We start from the raw sequence: 16,904 nt of genomic DNA, 5'->3' as shown, positions 1-16,904 counted from the left end.
CCTTCCTCTTTTCGCCTCTGTCGCTAACGATTCATCCTTTTGCTTTCCCGGCGTTTGGCTGCCGACGAACAAAAAAGCTCAATCATTTATGGGACTGATGAAAAGCACAGTTGATTTTGAACAACTCAGTCGTCCTTATTAACAGTCAGCCACACAAAAAAAGCAGTACCCTCTGAGAGGATACTGCTTTTGCTTGCTATTTGGCGTAATCCGTTGCGCGGGTCTCGCGAATAACGGTTACTTTGATATGACCTGGGTAATCCAAATCGTCTTCGATCTTCTTGCGGATGTCGCGAACCAATCGTACAGCATCCAAATCAGAAATCTCTTCTGGTTTGACCATTACACGGACTTCACGTCCGGCTTGGACGGCAAAACTGGAATCGACACCTTTGAAGCCGTTGGCGATATTTTCTAGGTTTTGCAAGCGGCGAATATAATTTTCCAATGATTCGCTGCGGGCACCTGGACGGGCTGCTGACAAGGCATCTGCGGCTGCAACTAAAACAGAGATAACCGATGTTGCTTCAACATCTCCATGGTGAGAAGCGATCGCATTGATCACCACACCATTTTCTTTGTATTTGGCAGCTAACTCAGCCCCGATCTCAACGTGAGAGCCTTCGATTTCATGGTCAAGGGCTTTCCCAATATCATGCAAGAGTCCGGCACGTTTGGCTAACTGGATATCTTCACCTAATTCTGCGGCAAGAACACCGGTTAGTTTTGCGACTTCGATCGAGTGGTTCAAGACGTTTTGTCCGTAGCTGGTACGGAAACGCAAACGACCTAAAATCTTGATCAAGTCTGGATGAAGGGTGTGAGCACCGACTTCAAAGGCTGCTTGTTCCCCATATTCACGAATATGCTCATCCATTTCTTTCCGAGATTTTTCGACCATTTCTTCAATTCGAGCTGGATGGATCCGGCCGTCTTGAATCAGTTTTTCAAGGGTCATACGAGCAATTTCACGGCGAATCGGATCAAATCCTGATAAGACGACTGCTTCTGGCGTGTCATCGATGATCAAATCGATCCCTGTCAATGTTTCAAGGGTCCGAATGTTCCGACCTTCTCTTCCGATGATTCGACCTTTCATCTCATCATTTGGTAATGATACGACCGATACCGTGGTTTCAGACACTTGGTCTGCGGCACAACGTTGGATTGCTAGGGACAAGAGATTTTTTGCTTTTCGATCTGCTTCTTCCTTCGCACGCTGTTCAGATTCTTTGACCATGATCGTTAATTCATGGTTCAATTCCTCTTCCGTTGATTTCATGATCAACTCTTTTGCTTCATCTCTAGACAGCGCGGCGATGCGCTCTAATTCTTTCTGTTGTCCATCGATTAAGTTTTCTACTTCTTTTTCTCGCTCGTCAATTAATTGTTGTTTCTCACTAAGTCTGCCTTCTTTATCTTCAAGTGAGCGTTCTCGTTTTTCCAAAGAATCGTCCTTACGATCAAGTACTTGTTCTCTTTGGAGTAAACGATTTTCTTGTGATTTTAAATCAAGTTTGCTTTCTTTCAACTCACTTTCAATCTCTGACCGATACTTCTGATTTTCTTCCTTAGCTTCTAACAATGCTTCTTTTTTAAGAGTTTCTGCTTCTTTCTTAGCGCTTTCGATAATTCCAGCTGCAGAATTTTGGGCGCCGTTGATTTCTTTCTCATGACGAGATTTCGTCACATAAACTCCTAATCCAAGACCGACAATTAAACCGATGATAGCGAGGAGAATGTAAAGTAGTTCCAATGAATCCACCTCCATACTATCTTTTTAAATATTTTGTAATTTTGATTAACAAAGGATAACAAAATTATCAATTCGCTACTTCTTATGTGGAAATCCACATACGTTTATTCTAATGTTTGAACACAAGAGTGTCAACTTTAAATAATAAAGTAAACTTTCGCAACCCTTCCTTTTTACGGATGTTTTTTCAACAATAGATGAATCTAGCAAAAAGCCACAAAAAAGCCAAACAACCTCGTTGTTTGGCTTTTCAAGACTTATTCGTCTAATGGTAATTCTTCTTGCGCTTCCTCGAGGGTTACGGTCTCTCCTGTTCCAATCCCGTAAGCATCGCGGACGCGAGCAGAAACTTCTAGCATCATTTCTTGGTGTTCACGCATATAGTTTTTGGCGTTTTCACGACCTTGACCGATGCGATCCCCTTTATAGGCATACCACGCACCGCTTTTATCAACGATGTCTTGTTCCACGGCCATATCCAATAATTCACCTTCTTGTGAAATACCTAGACCATACATCATGTCGACTTCCGCTACTTTAAATGGTGGCGCTACTTTGTTTTTGACTACTTTGATCTTCGTGCGGTTCCCGATGATATCTGTACCGGATTTCAATTGCTCAGCACGACGTACTTCCAAACGGATGGTTGAATAGAATTTCAACGCACGTCCACCAGGTGTCGTTTCTGGATTCCCAAACATGATCCCAACTTTTTCGCGAATTTGGTTGATAAAGATCGCGATCGTTTTCGTTTTGTTGATGGAACCAGAAAGTTTCCGTAATGCTTGTGACATCAAACGAGCTTGCAAACCAACGTGGGTATCACCCATTTCACCATCGATCTCCGCTCGTGGGACTAAAGCTGCTACCGAGTCAATAACTACGATATCAACCGCACCACTTGAAACTAAGGCGTCAGCGATCTCTAATCCTTGTTCCCCTGTATCTGGTTGTGATAACAAAAGATCATCGATATTTACACCTAATTTTTGCGCATACTGCGGATCTAACGCATGTTCGGCATCGATAAATGCTGCTGTTCCGCCATTTTTTTGGACTTCCGCAATGGCATGTAAAGCAACTGTCGTTTTACCAGAACTCTCTGGGCCGTAAACTTCTACGATCCGTCCTCGTGGGTAACCACCTACACCTAATGCAACATCCAAGGCCAATGAACCACTTGGGATCGTTGAAATTTGTTGATCAACTTTTTCGCCAAGCTTCATGATGGCACCTTTACCATAGTTCTTTTCAATCTTCTTTAGTGCAGCATCTAAGGCTGCTTTACGATCATCTGCCAAACGGATAATCCTCCTTATATTCATCACTTTCGTGTGTCGTTCATAAGATAATAATAGTCCTTCTGAAGGGAAATTGCAAGAAAAAACGAACAAACATTCGCATTAATTTAATAATTCCTTACGTATTTGATTTAAGCCTGCCATGACAGCACTATGCCGAATATAGGCGCGGTCGCGGTTGAAGTGATACAGCTGGCTTGAGACGCCTTTGTCAGAAGCTAAGGCGATCCAAACAGTGCCTTTGGGCTGGCCTTCTAGTTCGTCTGGACCAGCAACACCGGTGAAGGCCACCGCATAATCGGTCTCTGCTTGTTTGCGGGCATAGACGGCCATTGCTTCCGCACACTCCTGACTAACAGTCCCATAGCTTTCTAAAAGCGCTGAATCGATGCCTAAGAGCTTGCTTTTTGTTCCAGCAGAATATGTCACGAACCCACCGGAAAACACCTCAGAGACGCCAGGAATCCCTCCTAGGGTCGCTTGAAACAAACCAGCGGTCAAACTTTCCGCTGCGGTGACGGTTTTCTTTTTCTCGATTAGTAGATCGACGACTGTTTCTGCCAGCGAATTTTGTTCCCCATATCCATAGAAATACGCACCGACCCGTGCTTGGACGGTTTCTTCTAATGCATCCAATTGTTCGATTCCTTGCGCCTCATCTGCGGTTTTGACCGTCAGACGCAATGTGACCTCATTGGGTTTGGCATAAGGGGCGATGGTGGGATTGACTTGGTTCTCGATCAAATCGGCCAATTCTGTGACCAACGCCGATTCCCCGATCCCGTAATAGCGCAAAACGCGAGAAAGCAAGACTTCTTCTTGGGGAAACTGCTCTAACAGAAGTGGTTTTGCGTGGGTAAGAAACATCGCCTGCAGTTCACTTGGCGGTCCTGGCAGCAGCAAATAACTGGTAGCGGCTGTCTGATAAAAAATCCCGATCGCTAGTCCATTGGGATTTGGCAAAGACACACCGTCTTTGAAGACTAAGGTCTGCCGCAAATTGTTTTCCGTCATCCTCCGTTGACTGTTTTCAAAGAAGGCTTTCAATTGGTGATAACCTGGTTCATCTCGCACTAATTCCTGTCCCACATGGCGCGCAGTGACTTGTTTCGTCAAGTCATCGTCGGTGGGCCCTAAGCCGCCGCACAGCACGATCAAGTCGCTGCGTTTGTCGGCGATCGTCAGCAATTCCTCTAAGCGATTGGGGTTGTCCCCGACAACACTATGATAAAAAACATCGATCCCTAGACTTGCCAGTTCTTCTGACAAGAAGGTCGCGTTCGTATTCACCACCTGTCCTAAAAGTAATTCGGTCCCGACTGCAATAATTTCTGCTTTCATTCTTTTACTCCTTCATTTATCAGATACGTAAAAGTCTTTCATATTGACAAAAAAAGTCCAGAAAACTTCTGAACTTTCGTGACTTGTATCCTTGTTTTTATCGCTTCTTTATCTAGATCTAGAAATTTTACATAGAATCTTTAAAAACATTCGTATTTTTTATGAAATAATCGACCCCGGAATAGATCGTAAAGATCAAGCATAGATACAACATGATTTGATCGACAGGTAAACCGATCATTGAAAAGGGAATGTTGTTCAAGAACAAGAAAATGATCGCAACCATTTGTGTCGCGGTTTTGATTTTCCCCGGCCACGCAGCAGCCATGACTTCGCCACTTTGTTCCACTAACAACAAGCGTAAACCTGTCACTGCCAACTCACGGCAAACGATGATCGAAACTACCCAGCCTGGGGCTTTGTCTAATTCGACCAGCATGATAAAAGCCGTCATGACGAGCATTTTATCTGCTAACGGGTCAGCAAACTTCCCGAAGTTGGTAACAAGGCCTCTGGAACGAGCGATCTTGCCATCTAGCCAGTCCGTAATGCTGGCTGCCGCAAAAAGGATCGCTGCAATAAGGTGCGTGTTTTCTAATTGTGTCGTACCAACGGTCATCGTGCCAAGATCGATTGGCAAAACCAAGACCAAAATAAAGATGGGGATCATAATGATCCGTAATACAGTTAATTGATTGGGTAAATTCACGAAATAGACTCCTCTCTGCCGACTATTGTACGAAATAACGGCAAATCATGCCACTACTTCTGCTTTTCACCAGTCGGGTGCAACAGATAACTTTTTAGCTAATGATACCTCAATAAGGCGCATTTGTCAGATTTATGCCGCATCGTCTTGGTATTCAATCACGAGACGGACCGTCTTTTGTAACAATTCAAATTGCGGATCAGAAAAGTCCACTTCCTGTCCATTGGCCTTGATGGAGATATTTTGGCTTGCTCCCAGGGTCAAAGTTGCATTCGTGGCGCCTTCTGGCAGCGTCATCGATTGCGTTTCCCCCGCTTGTAGAGTGTATTGGTACACATAAGCGTTGTCAACTTGTACACCGACCCAACAAGAAGCATCTAGCCCAGTAAATGCCAATTCAATAGGGTTTTCCGCATCTTTCATCGTGATCGTGATCGACGATTGCGTCGAATCACTGGCAGTCATCGTCATTTTCGCTTCGCTGGATTCCGTCGTACTTGATGACTCCGTCGCTTCACTCGAAGTACTGGTTTCTTCCGTACTTGTCGTGGTGGAAGCTGTAGACGCCGAATTTTCTACCACGAGAGAAGAACTCCCTTGGATCATCGGTGTTGTATTACGGTCTTGCCAAGCCATGTAGCCCACGATACTCACGATCGTAATGGCCACCAGGCCTAATAGAATCATCGGCAAATAGCGGACGACAAATGAGCCGCTTTTTTCTTCTACGTGCTGTGCTTTTCGTGAGCCGCTGACGGTTTCAGGCTGCGGTCTTTTTGGTAAGGGAGCGTCTAACGTATCTTTGCCATCAAAAACGGCCACCAATTTGTCGCCGTCTTCTCCAACCGCTGCTGCATATTGGCGAATAAACGCGCGGACATAAAAAGTGCCTGGCAATTGATCAAAACGCTCCGCTTCAATTGCTTCTAAATAGCGTTTTTGGATCTTTGTCATTTGTTGTAATTCAATCAATGAAATGTTCTTATCTAAACGGGCTTGCCGTAATTTTGCTCCAATCGTTGTTTCGTTGGCCACTCGATCATCTACTCCAGTCTTTTATTCATCTTTAAAAAAAGCCCTAAAATCGCTTCGCTGCTTGTCGTAAGGTCAGCAAAGCTGCTCTATCATTTTAAAACAGGGGTTCCCTGTATCAGTCAATAAAAAAAACTCCGTCACGCCGATTTCCATCTGGGCGCGCCGTCTACTAAATATAACATCTTTTCCGTGATTTTTTGCAAAAAAACAAAAAAAGATTTTGCTTCAATAATTAAAGAATACCATAAAAGAAAAAGTCTGAGGATAGCCTAACCACAACTCGCAAACAAATTTTAATACTTTTCGCCAAATTGGCATCAAAATGCAAGAAAAAACCACCCTTTGACGCAAAAAGAAAACACTGAATGATCTAGGAGGTGGGCAGCCCTTGAGCTGTTGGGCCTTCCTCCTTGAATCATTCAGTGTCGCTTAAATGACAGCTGTTTGACAAAACCAGCCTTCGCTTAGGCTTTTTCCGTTGGATACATGTAAAAACGGCTAAACGCTTTAGGATCGATAAAGGAACGAGCCGCTTGCTGAACATCTTCTAAAGTGATCGATTGGATCACCTCCGGTAGATCAAAGAGCGTCGTTTCACCGAATAAGCTTTGGGTAAACTGGTTTGCAATAAACTCCAATGAGTTCAGTGATTGGAAATATTTCCCTAGCATTTTCTTCTTCAATAACGTCAAGTTTTCTTCATTAATCTCTGGGTCGTGCTGGAAATTCATTAAGATCGCTTCGATCTCTGCCAACATTTCTTTTGGCTCTTCAGAATCCCCCGAGAAATCGGCAAAGTAAAAGCCGCGATCCAAGTTCACTTCAAATCCAAACGTGTCATCGATGATGCCTTGATCATACAGACGCAAATAATTGGCGGAAGTATTGCCCAAAACCAATTGGCAGAAAAGGTTCAACGCATTTTTGAAGCGTAAGAGCTCTCTTCCTGATTCCGGCAGTTTGTTCAAGTCCCCTTTGATCCCTAACACGCCTTTAGCACGTGTCACTGGCATGGTAAGGCTTGATTCTGCTTGAATATCGGCAAAGGTTTCTTCAGGAAACTGGCGAATGATCGCTTGCGTTTCTGGAAAGGTCTTGGCCGCTTGATTGGTCCGAATCCACGCCATCGTTTCTTCCGGATCGATGTTGCCTACCACAAAAAGTGTCATGTTGCTTGGGTGATAGAAGGTATTGTAGCAAAGATACAAGTCTTCTGCGGTGATCTGCGCAATGCTTTCCACCGTACCAGCGATATCGATATGCAGGGGGTGCTTCGGATACAAATTTTTGATGATGCCGAAAAACTGCTGCCAGTTCGGATCGTCATCATACATTTGGATTTCTTGGCCAATGATCCCTTTTTCTTTTTCGACGGTTTCTTCTGTGAAATACGGGGCTTGAACGAAATCGATCAACGTTTCAAGGTTCAGCTTGATTTGATCGGTTGCCGAAAAAAGGTAGCTGGTTTTCGTGAAACTGGTAAAGGCATTGGCAGAAGCCCCCTGCTGACCAAAGGTTTGAAAGACATCGCCGTCTTCTTTTTCAAACAGTTTGTGCTCTAGAAAATGGGCAATGCCATCTGGAACTTGATGCAATGCTTCGGGTGAAAACCCGAAATGATTGTCGACAGAGCCATAGTTCGTACTGAAAAGTCCGTAAGTTTTATGGAAATCGGCTTTTGGCAGCAAATAAACTTTCAAGCCGTTTGGCAATACTTCTTCATAAAGGGTCTCATTGATTTGCTGATAGACTTTTTTATTCATGGGTCGTCTCCTTATCCAGGAAGAATACAGCTTGCAAGGACACGTTTTTGGCCAATGCTTGGACATCTGCTACGGTCACTTGAGCCAATTTCTGCATAAATTCATCTTCCGTCATTTTCGTATTCGGTACCCACTGATTCAGATAGGCTGTTTCGATCAGTGCTTGTGGGTTATCCAACGAAAGCAAGTACTGGTTTTTCAACATCGCTTTTGTTTGTGCCAGTTCTTCCGCTGTGACTTCGCCACGCTGCAAGCTTTGCAGCTGTTGTTCGATCAATTTGAAGACCTTGTTGCGGTTTTTGCCGTCGATTCCTGTTTGGACCGACAAGTACCCGCGAAACGTATCGATACTGCTGGAAGCATAATAAGCCAAACTTTCTTTCTCTCGGACATTCATAAACAGTTTTGAATGAGGGAATCCGCCAAACAACCCGTTGAAGACCATAAAGGCGATCCGCTCGGCTTGGTCATAATACACGCCAGTATGATAGCCTAAGTTCAATTTGGCTTGAATGATTGGTTCCCGCAAGATTTTCTCGCGAATGATATTTTCCGCCGCTTGCTGATAAAAGACCGGTATTGCTTGGTCTGGCCGATCGGTAAAGGCCATGTTCTGGAAAATCTCCGCGACTTCTGCTTCAACCACATCGCCGATCACAAAAAGATCGATTTGGTCATTGTCCATCATTGAGCGATAGGTTTGGTAAAGCTCTTTTGCGGTCACAGCTTCTAAGTCTTGGGGACGGCCAAAGCTCGGATACTTCTGATTCTGATCGTTTTCGAAATACAACTCTTGCAGCCCTAAAGAAGCCAATGCTTGCTTATCTTCTGCCACGCTGTTCATATAGGCGATCAAGTTGTGCTTTTCGATGGTAAAGTTCTTTTCCTCAAATTGCTCCTCGTGGGCATTCGGATGGAACAAAACTTCTGCTAAAAAAGCGGCTGCTTGCGGCAAGACTGCTTCATCTGACACATACTTCCCGTTGACAAAGGACATCGCTGCATTGATTTGATGCAGATTGCCCCGTTTGTTGACATTCATTCCGAAGCTGGCACCGTAAAGCTCCGCCAGTTGACTGCTAAATGCGGTCTGCGTCGGATAAGCCAAACTAGTCGTTTCTAATAAACTAGTCAATAAAGTCCGTTTGGCGGTCATTTCGGCCTGCAATGGTGCAGTGAACCGAACGAAAAAACGGATCGTTTTATACTTTTTGGTCGGCAGCACCGTTAACCGAACACCTTTTTTTAATTCAATAGACATGTGACACCCCTTCTAGAAGCAAAATTATCTCTTCAATTATAGCATAGCTGACAAACTTTCTCCTTGGCTCATTGATCAAACCTGCTGCAGCGAGCGTTTTTTTTTATAAATCTTGCATTTTTCGCTATACTGTCAGTAAGATTTAGAAGGGAGGATACAGGATGATTAAAGAATTTAAAGAATTTATTTTACGAGGAAACGTCATTGACTTGGCGATCGGGGTCGTAATCGGGAGTGCCTTCACCGCAATCGTCACTAGTTTAGTTGAAGGATTGCTGACACCATTGGTTTCATGGATCTTATCACTCTTCGGTAACGCCGATGCCTTTTCTGGCTTGGTCTTTGAACCCGCCAAAAATGTAGTCTTTGATTTTGGCCGCGTCATCACTGCCATTATTACGTTCTTGATTACCGCATTTGTCTTGTTCTTGATTGTCAAAGCAGTGAACAAATTACGCAATCTGAAACAACAACCTGAGGAAGACGAAGTACCAGAAATCACTGCAGAGGATTATTTAGAAGAGATTCGTGATCTTTTAAAAGCGCAAACGCCTACTGCCAACACCGTTGATCCACGTCCAACATCATTGGACGATACGATCAGATAAGAAACCGGCTCTTTGTCATTAAGGACAAAAGAAGCAATTCGGATTCATCCGATCCATCAATCATAGCGCTAAAAGAAGCAAGCACGGCGAACCTCTCTAGAGAGTCGCTGTGCTTGCTTCTTTTTTCATCCCGACATGCAGGATCCCGTCTTCATAAAAAGGCGGTGTAATGGTTTTAAAGCCATACTGGCCGTAGAATTTTTCTAAGTGGGCTTGTGCTTCGATCTCAATAGGCAAAGCCGGATAACACTGCTCAATGCGATGCAAAACTTCTTTGATCAGACGATGGCCTTCTTTTTGCCCCCGGTATGCCGGTGCCACAATGACCCGACCAAAATGCACCGTTTGTTCCTGCTGGAAAATACGGGCATACGAAACGACCTGCCCGTCCTCATCAAGGGCCCATAAATGTTTGGCCTGTGCATCGATCGCATCGATCTCCTGATACGCACACGCTTGTTCCACCACAAAAACTGCCGTGCGCAAACGGGCAAGTTGATAAAACTCCACCCCAGTCATTTCCCCTAACTCTTTTAGAAAAAACGCCATCCCATCACTCCTTATCTTGTTGAACCAAAAAAGAGTCAACAAATTGTCAACTCTTCTTGTTTCAAACAGCTTCCGATAAAAATTCAATCTCAACAGTTCTGGTTAAAATATCTGAATAACTATAAGAAACCCGCTCGAATGAATTCTCGTTTGGATCCAAATCTACAACAAAAACTGAAGGATAAGTTTCTGTCAAAACGCCGCGACGTTCAGTTTGACGCTTACGTCCAGTCTGAGCAACTAGCATAATCTCACTACCGATACGGCCTTCTAAATCTTTCTTGATTGTAGCTAAAGTTGTTGGCATCGCATTCACCTCGAGCATCATTATACCACGAAATGCAGAAAATTTCAAGTTTACCATAAAATAATTCTACTTTCAATAAGATTTTTGTTAAACGTCTTTGATAAGCGCTATCAATTTTGTCCTACCGCGACTGAAAGCGCTTTTTATTTTTTCGTAAGACAGCTTTTCTTGCGCGGCAATCTGATCAAGTTCTAATCCTTTTAAATAATTCATTATAACCATTCTTTCTAAAGACGATAAACTTTTCGGATACTCTACCAACGATTCATTAACAAACAAATAGGTCTCTGCAGTTTCCGCACAGCGATTATGATCGGTCAAAAACCGATTGCCTTCCTGTGAAAGCTTTTCTTCCAGCGAGCAGGCATCGACTTGGGCTTTGCGTTTTTGGGCATGCTGCGCCCGCAACAAGCTGCAGATACGGTTTTCAAAGGATCGCTTAAACAAGATACCCAGCGTCGTTCCTTTGTCCTGATCGTAAGTCTTTAGACACTTATTAAAAACGATCCGGCCTTCTTGCAGCCAATCATCTAAGTCATAATCCCGCAGATAATATTTTTTATGCAAAATCTCAACGATCGGTCGATATTTTCTGAACAACTCTTCAAATCTATCAGAAGGGTGTGATACTTGTCCTTCTTCCCTGCGCATCGATATCACTCCTTTTGTTTTTGCTTCATTTGCTACAAAAGGAGCGTATCATAAATGGCTGGGACATCTTCTAATTTACCAGACCAACTTTGTCCCTAACTAAGGTCGCGCAATTTCTTTTCAAGTTCAGCTAATTGTTCCGGTGACCAAGGGGAATTGCGCCGGAAATTTTCAAACCGCAAATCGGTTTGATGCTCGTGGATGTCTTTTTCCGTTTTTTCCACGCTTTTGTACAATTCCCGTGCCGAAGTTCGTAAGGCACCTTGAGAGAAGATCACCCACTGTTCGGCTAAATCGCTGGTAGCGACGGTGACTTGCGTCAATCGATTGTTTAATTCACCAGCGATTCGTTCAATGTAGCTATCGGCGGTCTCTCCTTCTTCGGTAAAAATAACTTCCAGCTGATATTTGGTGTAACTTTGTGTCACACCAGGCACCAGTTGGGCATCAAAAACAACGATGATTCTCAAGCCTTCATATTTTGCATAATTCGATAGCCGGTTCAGCAAAGCTTCTCTCGCATCTTCTAAACGGTCCTGATTTTTCAAAAGAACCAGCTCCGGCCAAGCGCCAATCATATTGTAGCCATCCACGATCAGCAAAGGGGTTTTCATTGGGATGCCCCATTTCGGCTAGTAAAGGCCTGATACATCAACAAGCCTGCCGCCACACTGGCGTTCAAGCTCTGCACGTGCCCGGTCATTGGGATCGTCAGCATTTGATCCACTTCTTTTTTCAAACCTTCCCCCATGCCGCGACCTTCGTTACCGATGATCAAACCGACCGCCCCTTGGGCATTCCATGTACGGTAATCACTGCCACTCATATCAGTACCGAAGATCCAAAAACCAGCTTTTTTCAGCTGCTGGACTGCTTGGGTCAAGTTGGTCACTCGAGCCACAGGGATATGTTCCACTGCGCCGGTCGATGTTTTCACCACGATCGGCGTGATCCCCACCGCACGGTGTTTCGGAATGATGATCCCGTCTACGCCGCTGGCATCAGCGGTTCGCATGATGGAGCCGAAATTATGGGGATCTTCTAGATTATCTAAAATCAGATACAGCGGCTGTTCTTTCGTTTGGGCCAACAATTCATCCAAGGTCAAATACTGGTAAGGGGTGATCGCCAAGATCATGCCTTGATGGACCCCTTGGTCACTCATCGTATCCAGCTTTTGTTTTGGCACCCATTTGACAGGAACTGCCTGTTCCCGTGCCATTTCTTTCAGACGATCGATCTTTTCTCCCCTTGCCTCTTCAGAAAGAAACAGCTTGTTGCCTCGCCCTTCTTTCAAGGCTTCAGCAACCGCATGATAGCCAAAGACAAAATTATCTTCGATGGCTTCTCCCTCGGCTTCTTTGCGGCGATCCGGTCTATTTTCTTTTCTGGCTTCTGATTGGCCAGCTGTTTTTTTATTTGGACGCTTTCTTTGCGGTTTTTCTCGCATCTTCTTCTCCTACTTTCTTTATACACCAGTCTACCAGCTCGTCTAAGCGTTCTTTTTGCTGCGTGAGGTGCAAATACCCGATCAACGATTCAAAGCCAGTAGCGATGCGATACGTCGTGACATCGGCATTTTTGGCACCCGTATGACTTTTACTATTACGGCCGCGGCGATAAAAATCATGTTCTTCTTCGGTCAGGATCTCTTCATCCAACATCTTTTGGATCAACGCCGCTTGGGCTTTGGCAGATACATAGTGGGTCGCCATATGGTGCAGTTGGTTTGGTCGGGTTTGGCCTTGGGCGACTAAATAATCGCGAATATAGACTTCATAGACCGCATCCCCCACATAGGCCAATGCCAAACCATTCAATTGTTTATAATCTCTCATACTTCTCGTCTCCATCGGGTTCCTTGCGGGGTATCTTCTAAGATGATCCCTTGTTCTTTCAACTCATCACGGATTTGGTCGCTGCGGGCAAAATCTTTGGCTTTGCGGGCGGCGATTCGTTCATTAATCAGCTGTTCGATTTCTTCATCTAGCAATTCTTCTGATACAAAATAAATCCCGAAAATCGTCAGCCATTCGCTGAACTTGGCTAATCCAGCGGTTAATAAAGCCAAGTCTGTTTCTGGGTCTTCGCTAGCTAAGTTCAGCCACTTCGCCAATTCATAGACCACTGTGATCCCATTAGCCGCGTTGAAATCATCGTCCATTTCTTTGATGAAACGTTCTTCAAATTCTTCCAGAACCGGTGCATTGACTTCCTCATCGCTGGCTTGATAGTGACTGCTATTCAAGCGGAATTTGGCATTTTCATAGGTCGTACGCAATTTTTGCAGATTGGTTTGTGCTTCATGCAAGGTAGTCTCGCTGTATTTGATTGGTCGGCGGTACTGAGTCGTTGCCAAAAAGAAACGCAGCACCTGTGGATCAACTTTTTTGACCATCTCATGCACCGTGACGAAGTTGCCCAGCGACTTACTCATTTTTTCTTCGTCTTCACCGATCGTCACATAGCCATTATGCATCCAATAGTTGGCAAAGGTCTTGCCGGTTTTTGCCTCGCTTTGGGCGATCTCATTTTCATGATGAGGGAAGGTCAAGTCTTGTCCGCCTCCATGAATATCGATGGTCTCGCCTAGGTGTTTGGTCGCCATCACTGAGCATTCGATATGCCAGCCGGGACGGCCGGCTCCCCAAGGAGATTCCCAAGCGATCTCATCGCCTTTTGCCGCTTTCCACAAAGCAAAATCCAACGGATCTTCCTTGATTTTTTGTTCTTCACCGGTTCGCTGGCTTGCGCCGACTTCCAGCTCGTCGATGGATTGGTCGCTTAATTGCCCATAGTGAGCAAATTTACGGGTACGGTAATAAACATCGCCATTGACTGGATAGGCATAGCCTTTTTCTACAAGAGCAGCAATAAAGGCAATGATGTCTTCAATATGATCCATCACACGAGGATTCATCGTAGCAGGTTTGACATTCAGCGCTGCAGTATCTTCATTGAAGGCGTTGATAAAACGCTCTGCCACTTCTGGGGCCGTCGTACCTAATTCTTTTGCTGCACGAATGATTTTATCATCGACATCGGTAAAATTCATCAAATAGTCCACTGTATAGCCGCGGTATTCGAAATAACGACGTACGGTATCAAATGAAACAGTACTGCGGCCATTCCCGATATGGATATAGTTATAGACGGTGGGTCCGCAAACATACATTTTTACTTTCTTTTCTTCCAATGGCTGAAACACTTCTTTTTCTCGTGTCAGCGTATTATAGATTTTAATCATCGTGGGTAACCTTCTTTCCTTTGATTCGAACGATCTTTGCCGGGATGCCGACAGCAGTTGCTTCTGCGGGGATATCCTTCAAAACCACTGCATTGGCGCCGATCTTTGCATATTCACCGATCGTGACAGGACCTAAGATCTGCGCATGGGCTGAGAGAAACGCACCGGTTTTAACCGTGGGATGACGCTTGCCCCGCTCTTTGCCGGTTCCCCCCAGGGTGACTCCGTGAAACAAGACGACATCATCTTCAATGATCGCCGTTTCCCCAATCACGACCCCCATCCCATGATCGATAAAGACCCCTTGGCCGATCTGGGCACCAGGATGAATCTCGATCCCGGTCAAGAAACGCCAAAACTGGGCCGTCAGTTTTGCCAAAAAATACCAGCGATGCTGAAACAAAAAGTGCGCCCAACGATGCCAAAATAAGGCATGGAATCCCGGATACGTGATGATGATCTCCAACGTTGATCGCACCGACGGATCGTGTTTTTTTGTTGCCGCAATTGCTTTTTTGAACCAAGTCATCTTCTCACCTGCTTTATCCAAACTTCTTGATACGAAAAAAGCGTCTTTCAAATAAGTTTCCTTATTCAAAAGACGCTTTTTTGCGTGGTCCCACTTTTGTTCGCAGTTCGGCACTGCCTTCAAGCGGGTAACGTCCGCTGCTTCGTCTTTGACTTGCGCCAAAGCCACTCCTAGGTGCATTTCCTAGCCTTTTTTGACCACTCTCACCTTCCGTGGCCTCTCTGAAAAAAATCGGCTAGTACTTCGTCTATTCGCTGTGTTTATAACACGTTATTCAAATGATCAAGGGCTTTTTCTTTCCCTAATAATTCAACGGTATCCGGTAGTTCTGGTCCATGGGTTTGGCCTGAGACTGCCACTCGGATCGGCATGAATAAATTCTTGCCTTTGATGCCTGTTTCTTTTTGGATCTCCTTGATAGCTGCTTTGACTGCTGCAGCTTCAACGACTGGCATCGCCAGCAATTTTTCTTTAAAGGCTGTTAAAACCGTCGGTACGGTTTCCCCTGCCAAGACTTCTTTGGCTGCATCATCTAATTCAGGATGTTCTTCGAAGAACAATTCCGAAAGATCGACGATTTGAGCCGCAAAACTCATTTGTGGTTGATACAAGGATACGATTTTTTTCAACCAAGCAGCTTTTTCTTCGGTCAATGTTTCTTCGATGCGGCCAGCTTTTACCAAGTAAGGAACGCACATTGCCGTCAATTCATCCAAATCCATTTGTTTCATGTATTGGTTATTGACCCATTCCAATTTCTTGGCATCGAAGGCAGCTGGTGATTTGCTCAACCGTTCAGGATCAAAGATTTTGATCAATTCTTCTTGAGAGAAAATTTCTTCCTCCCCAACTGGTGACCAGCCTAAAAGTGCAATAAAATTGAACATAGCATCTGGCAAATAGCCCAATTCACGGTATTGCTCGATGAATTGCAGAATCGATTCGTCCCGTTTGCTTAATTTTTTCCCAGTTTCGCTATTGATGATCAATGTCATGTGACCGAATTCCGGTGCTTGCCAGCCAAATGCTTCATAGATCATCAACTGTTTTGGTGTGTTGGCGATGTGGTCATCTCCACGCAACACATGGGTGATTTTCATATGATGGTCATCGACTGCTACTGCAAAGTTGTAGGTCGGCATGCCATCACGTTTTTGGATGACAAAATCGCCACCGACATTATCTGATTCAAAAACGATCTCGCCTTTGACCATGTCATGGAATTTGTATTCAGTATTGCGAGAGACACGGAAACGAATCACTGGTTTCAAGCCTTGTGCTTCTTTTTCGGCTTGCTCTTCCGGTGTTAAGTTGGCACATTTCCCTGCATAATGAGGCATTTCGCCGCGCGTTCTTTGGCCTTCGCGTTCGGCTTCCAACTCTTCTTCCGTACAATAACACTTATACGCACGATTGCTTGCGAGCAATTGATCGATCAGTGGTTGGTAGATATCGCCGCGTTCTGATTGACGATACGGCCCATATTCCCCTGGATTTTCAGGTGATTCGTCCCAATCCATCCCTAACCATTGCAAGTTTTCAAGCTGGCTTTTTTCACCATCTTCAATGTTTCTTTTTTGATCGGTGTCTTCGATTCGGATAATAAATTCACCGTCATTGTGACGAGCAAACAAATAATTGAATAAAGCCGTCCGAGCATTCCCGATGTGTAAATGTCCTGTTGGACTTGGCGCGTAACGTACACGTACTTTTGTCATTGTTTTCCTCTTCCTTCATCTGATTTCCAAGCCAGCCAAGCTGCTTGGGGCTTATTGTTCAGTTTAGTGGGAAAGACCCGCGTAAAAAACAGAACCCTCAAGTTGAATTGTACAATCAATAACCCAATT

At 44.6% G+C, this 16,904-nt stretch carries 17 protein-coding genes and 1 other annotated feature; of the genes, 1 reads left to right on the top strand and 16 read right to left on the bottom strand.

Translation table 11 applies throughout. The features are described from left to right. Positions 1-196: 196 nt before the first annotated feature. The 7 genes from rny to yfmF all read right to left on the bottom strand — a co-directional run bounded on the left by rny (position 197) and on the right by yfmF (position 9,166). The gene (gene rny / locus IGJ01_RS00200) at positions 197-1,771 is read right to left on the bottom strand and encodes a ribonuclease Y (protein ID WP_005232891.1); all 1,575 of its coding nucleotides are present in this window, start codon (positions 1,769-1,771) and stop codon (positions 197-199) included. A gap of 242 nt (positions 1,772-2,013) precedes the next feature. After that, on the bottom strand, positions 2,014-3,057 hold the full coding sequence (gene recA, locus IGJ01_RS00195) for a recombinase RecA (RefSeq protein ID WP_008376737.1): 1,044 nt from the start codon (positions 3,055-3,057) through the stop codon (positions 2,014-2,016). A 102-nt stretch (positions 3,058-3,159) separates the two neighbouring features. Continuing rightward, the gene (locus IGJ01_RS00190) at positions 3,160-4,398 is read right to left on the bottom strand and encodes a competence/damage-inducible protein A (protein ID WP_016611658.1); all 1,239 of its coding nucleotides are present in this window, start codon (positions 4,396-4,398) and stop codon (positions 3,160-3,162) included. Positions 4,399-4,525: 127 nt separating this feature from the next. Then, positions 4,526-5,107: a CDP-diacylglycerol--glycerol-3-phosphate 3-phosphatidyltransferase gene (gene pgsA / locus IGJ01_RS00185; protein WP_005232894.1), complete on the bottom strand. Its 582-nt coding sequence runs from the start codon at positions 5,105-5,107 to the stop codon at positions 4,526-4,528. A gap of 132 nt (positions 5,108-5,239) precedes the next feature. Next, positions 5,240-6,142, bottom strand: a complete 903-nt coding sequence (locus tag IGJ01_RS00180; RefSeq protein ID WP_005232895.1) for a helix-turn-helix domain-containing protein — start codon at positions 6,140-6,142, stop codon at positions 5,240-5,242. A 464-nt stretch (positions 6,143-6,606) separates the two neighbouring features. Beyond that, on the bottom strand, positions 6,607-7,905 hold the full coding sequence (gene yfmH / locus IGJ01_RS00175; protein ID WP_005232896.1) for an EF-P 5-aminopentanol modification-associated protein YfmH: 1,299 nt from the start codon (positions 7,903-7,905) through the stop codon (positions 6,607-6,609). Continuing rightward, complete coding sequence (gene yfmF / locus IGJ01_RS00170; protein WP_016611660.1) at positions 7,898-9,166, bottom strand: EF-P 5-aminopentanol modification-associated protein YfmF; 1,269 nt, start codon at positions 9,164-9,166, stop codon at positions 7,898-7,900. The genes yfmH and yfmF overlap by 8 nt, the downstream gene beginning before the upstream one ends. Before the next feature lie 161 nt (positions 9,167-9,327). Between yfmF and mscL the strand changes: the two genes are divergently transcribed. Continuing rightward, positions 9,328-9,774, top strand: coding sequence for a large conductance mechanosensitive channel protein MscL (mscL, locus tag IGJ01_RS00165; RefSeq protein WP_005232898.1), 447 nt, complete (start codon positions 9,328-9,330; stop codon positions 9,772-9,774). Positions 9,775-9,870: 96 nt separating this feature from the next. Here the strand turns inward: mscL and IGJ01_RS00160 are convergent, their stop codons facing one another. The 9 genes from IGJ01_RS00160 to gltX form a co-directional block, all read right to left on the bottom strand. Continuing rightward, on the bottom strand, positions 9,871-10,323 hold the full coding sequence (locus IGJ01_RS00160; RefSeq protein WP_016611661.1) for a GNAT family N-acetyltransferase: 453 nt from the start codon (positions 10,321-10,323) through the stop codon (positions 9,871-9,873). Between the two features lie 61 nt (positions 10,324-10,384). Beyond that, positions 10,385-10,630, bottom strand: coding sequence for a Veg family protein (locus IGJ01_RS00155; RefSeq protein WP_005226417.1), 246 nt, complete (start codon positions 10,628-10,630; stop codon positions 10,385-10,387). Between the two features lie 87 nt (positions 10,631-10,717). Further along, the gene (locus IGJ01_RS00150; protein ID WP_005232901.1) at positions 10,718-11,281 is read right to left on the bottom strand and encodes a sigma-70 family RNA polymerase sigma factor; all 564 of its coding nucleotides are present in this window, start codon (positions 11,279-11,281) and stop codon (positions 10,718-10,720) included. Positions 11,282-11,376: 95 nt separating this feature from the next. Next, positions 11,377-11,895: an NYN domain-containing protein gene (locus IGJ01_RS00145; protein WP_005232902.1), complete on the bottom strand. Its 519-nt coding sequence runs from the start codon at positions 11,893-11,895 to the stop codon at positions 11,377-11,379. After that, positions 11,892-12,731, bottom strand: coding sequence for a 23S rRNA (guanosine(2251)-2'-O)-methyltransferase RlmB (rlmB, locus tag IGJ01_RS00140; RefSeq protein WP_005232903.1), 840 nt, complete (start codon positions 12,729-12,731; stop codon positions 11,892-11,894). The genes IGJ01_RS00145 and rlmB overlap by 4 nt, the downstream gene beginning before the upstream one ends. After that, the gene (locus IGJ01_RS00135) at positions 12,697-13,119 is read right to left on the bottom strand and encodes a Mini-ribonuclease 3 (protein ID WP_005232904.1); all 423 of its coding nucleotides are present in this window, start codon (positions 13,117-13,119) and stop codon (positions 12,697-12,699) included. Before IGJ01_RS00135 ends, rlmB begins: the two co-directional genes overlap by 35 nt. Beyond that, positions 13,116-14,528 (bottom strand): cysteine--tRNA ligase, encoded by a 1,413-nt coding sequence (gene cysS, locus IGJ01_RS00130; protein WP_005232905.1) that lies wholly within the window; start codon positions 14,526-14,528, stop codon positions 13,116-13,118. Before cysS ends, IGJ01_RS00135 begins: the two co-directional genes overlap by 4 nt. Beyond that, positions 14,521-15,057: a serine O-acetyltransferase EpsC gene (epsC, locus tag IGJ01_RS00125; RefSeq protein ID WP_034872105.1), complete on the bottom strand. Its 537-nt coding sequence runs from the start codon at positions 15,055-15,057 to the stop codon at positions 14,521-14,523. The genes cysS and epsC overlap by 8 nt, the downstream gene beginning before the upstream one ends. Positions 15,058-15,122: 65 nt before the next feature. Further along, positions 15,123-15,321 (bottom strand) — a binding site (T-box leader). Beyond that, the gene (gene gltX, locus IGJ01_RS00120; RefSeq protein ID WP_005232907.1) at positions 15,318-16,775 is read right to left on the bottom strand and encodes a glutamate--tRNA ligase; all 1,458 of its coding nucleotides are present in this window, start codon (positions 16,773-16,775) and stop codon (positions 15,318-15,320) included. Its footprint overlaps the feature before it by 4 nt. Between the last annotated feature and the right edge of the window lie 129 nt (positions 16,776-16,904).

This window comes from Enterococcus sp. AZ089 (assembly GCF_050547225.1).
Lineage (GTDB): Bacteria > Bacillota > Bacilli > Lactobacillales > Enterococcaceae > Enterococcus_D > Enterococcus_D entomosocium.
This window is presented reverse-complemented; position numbering and strand designations above follow the sequence as displayed.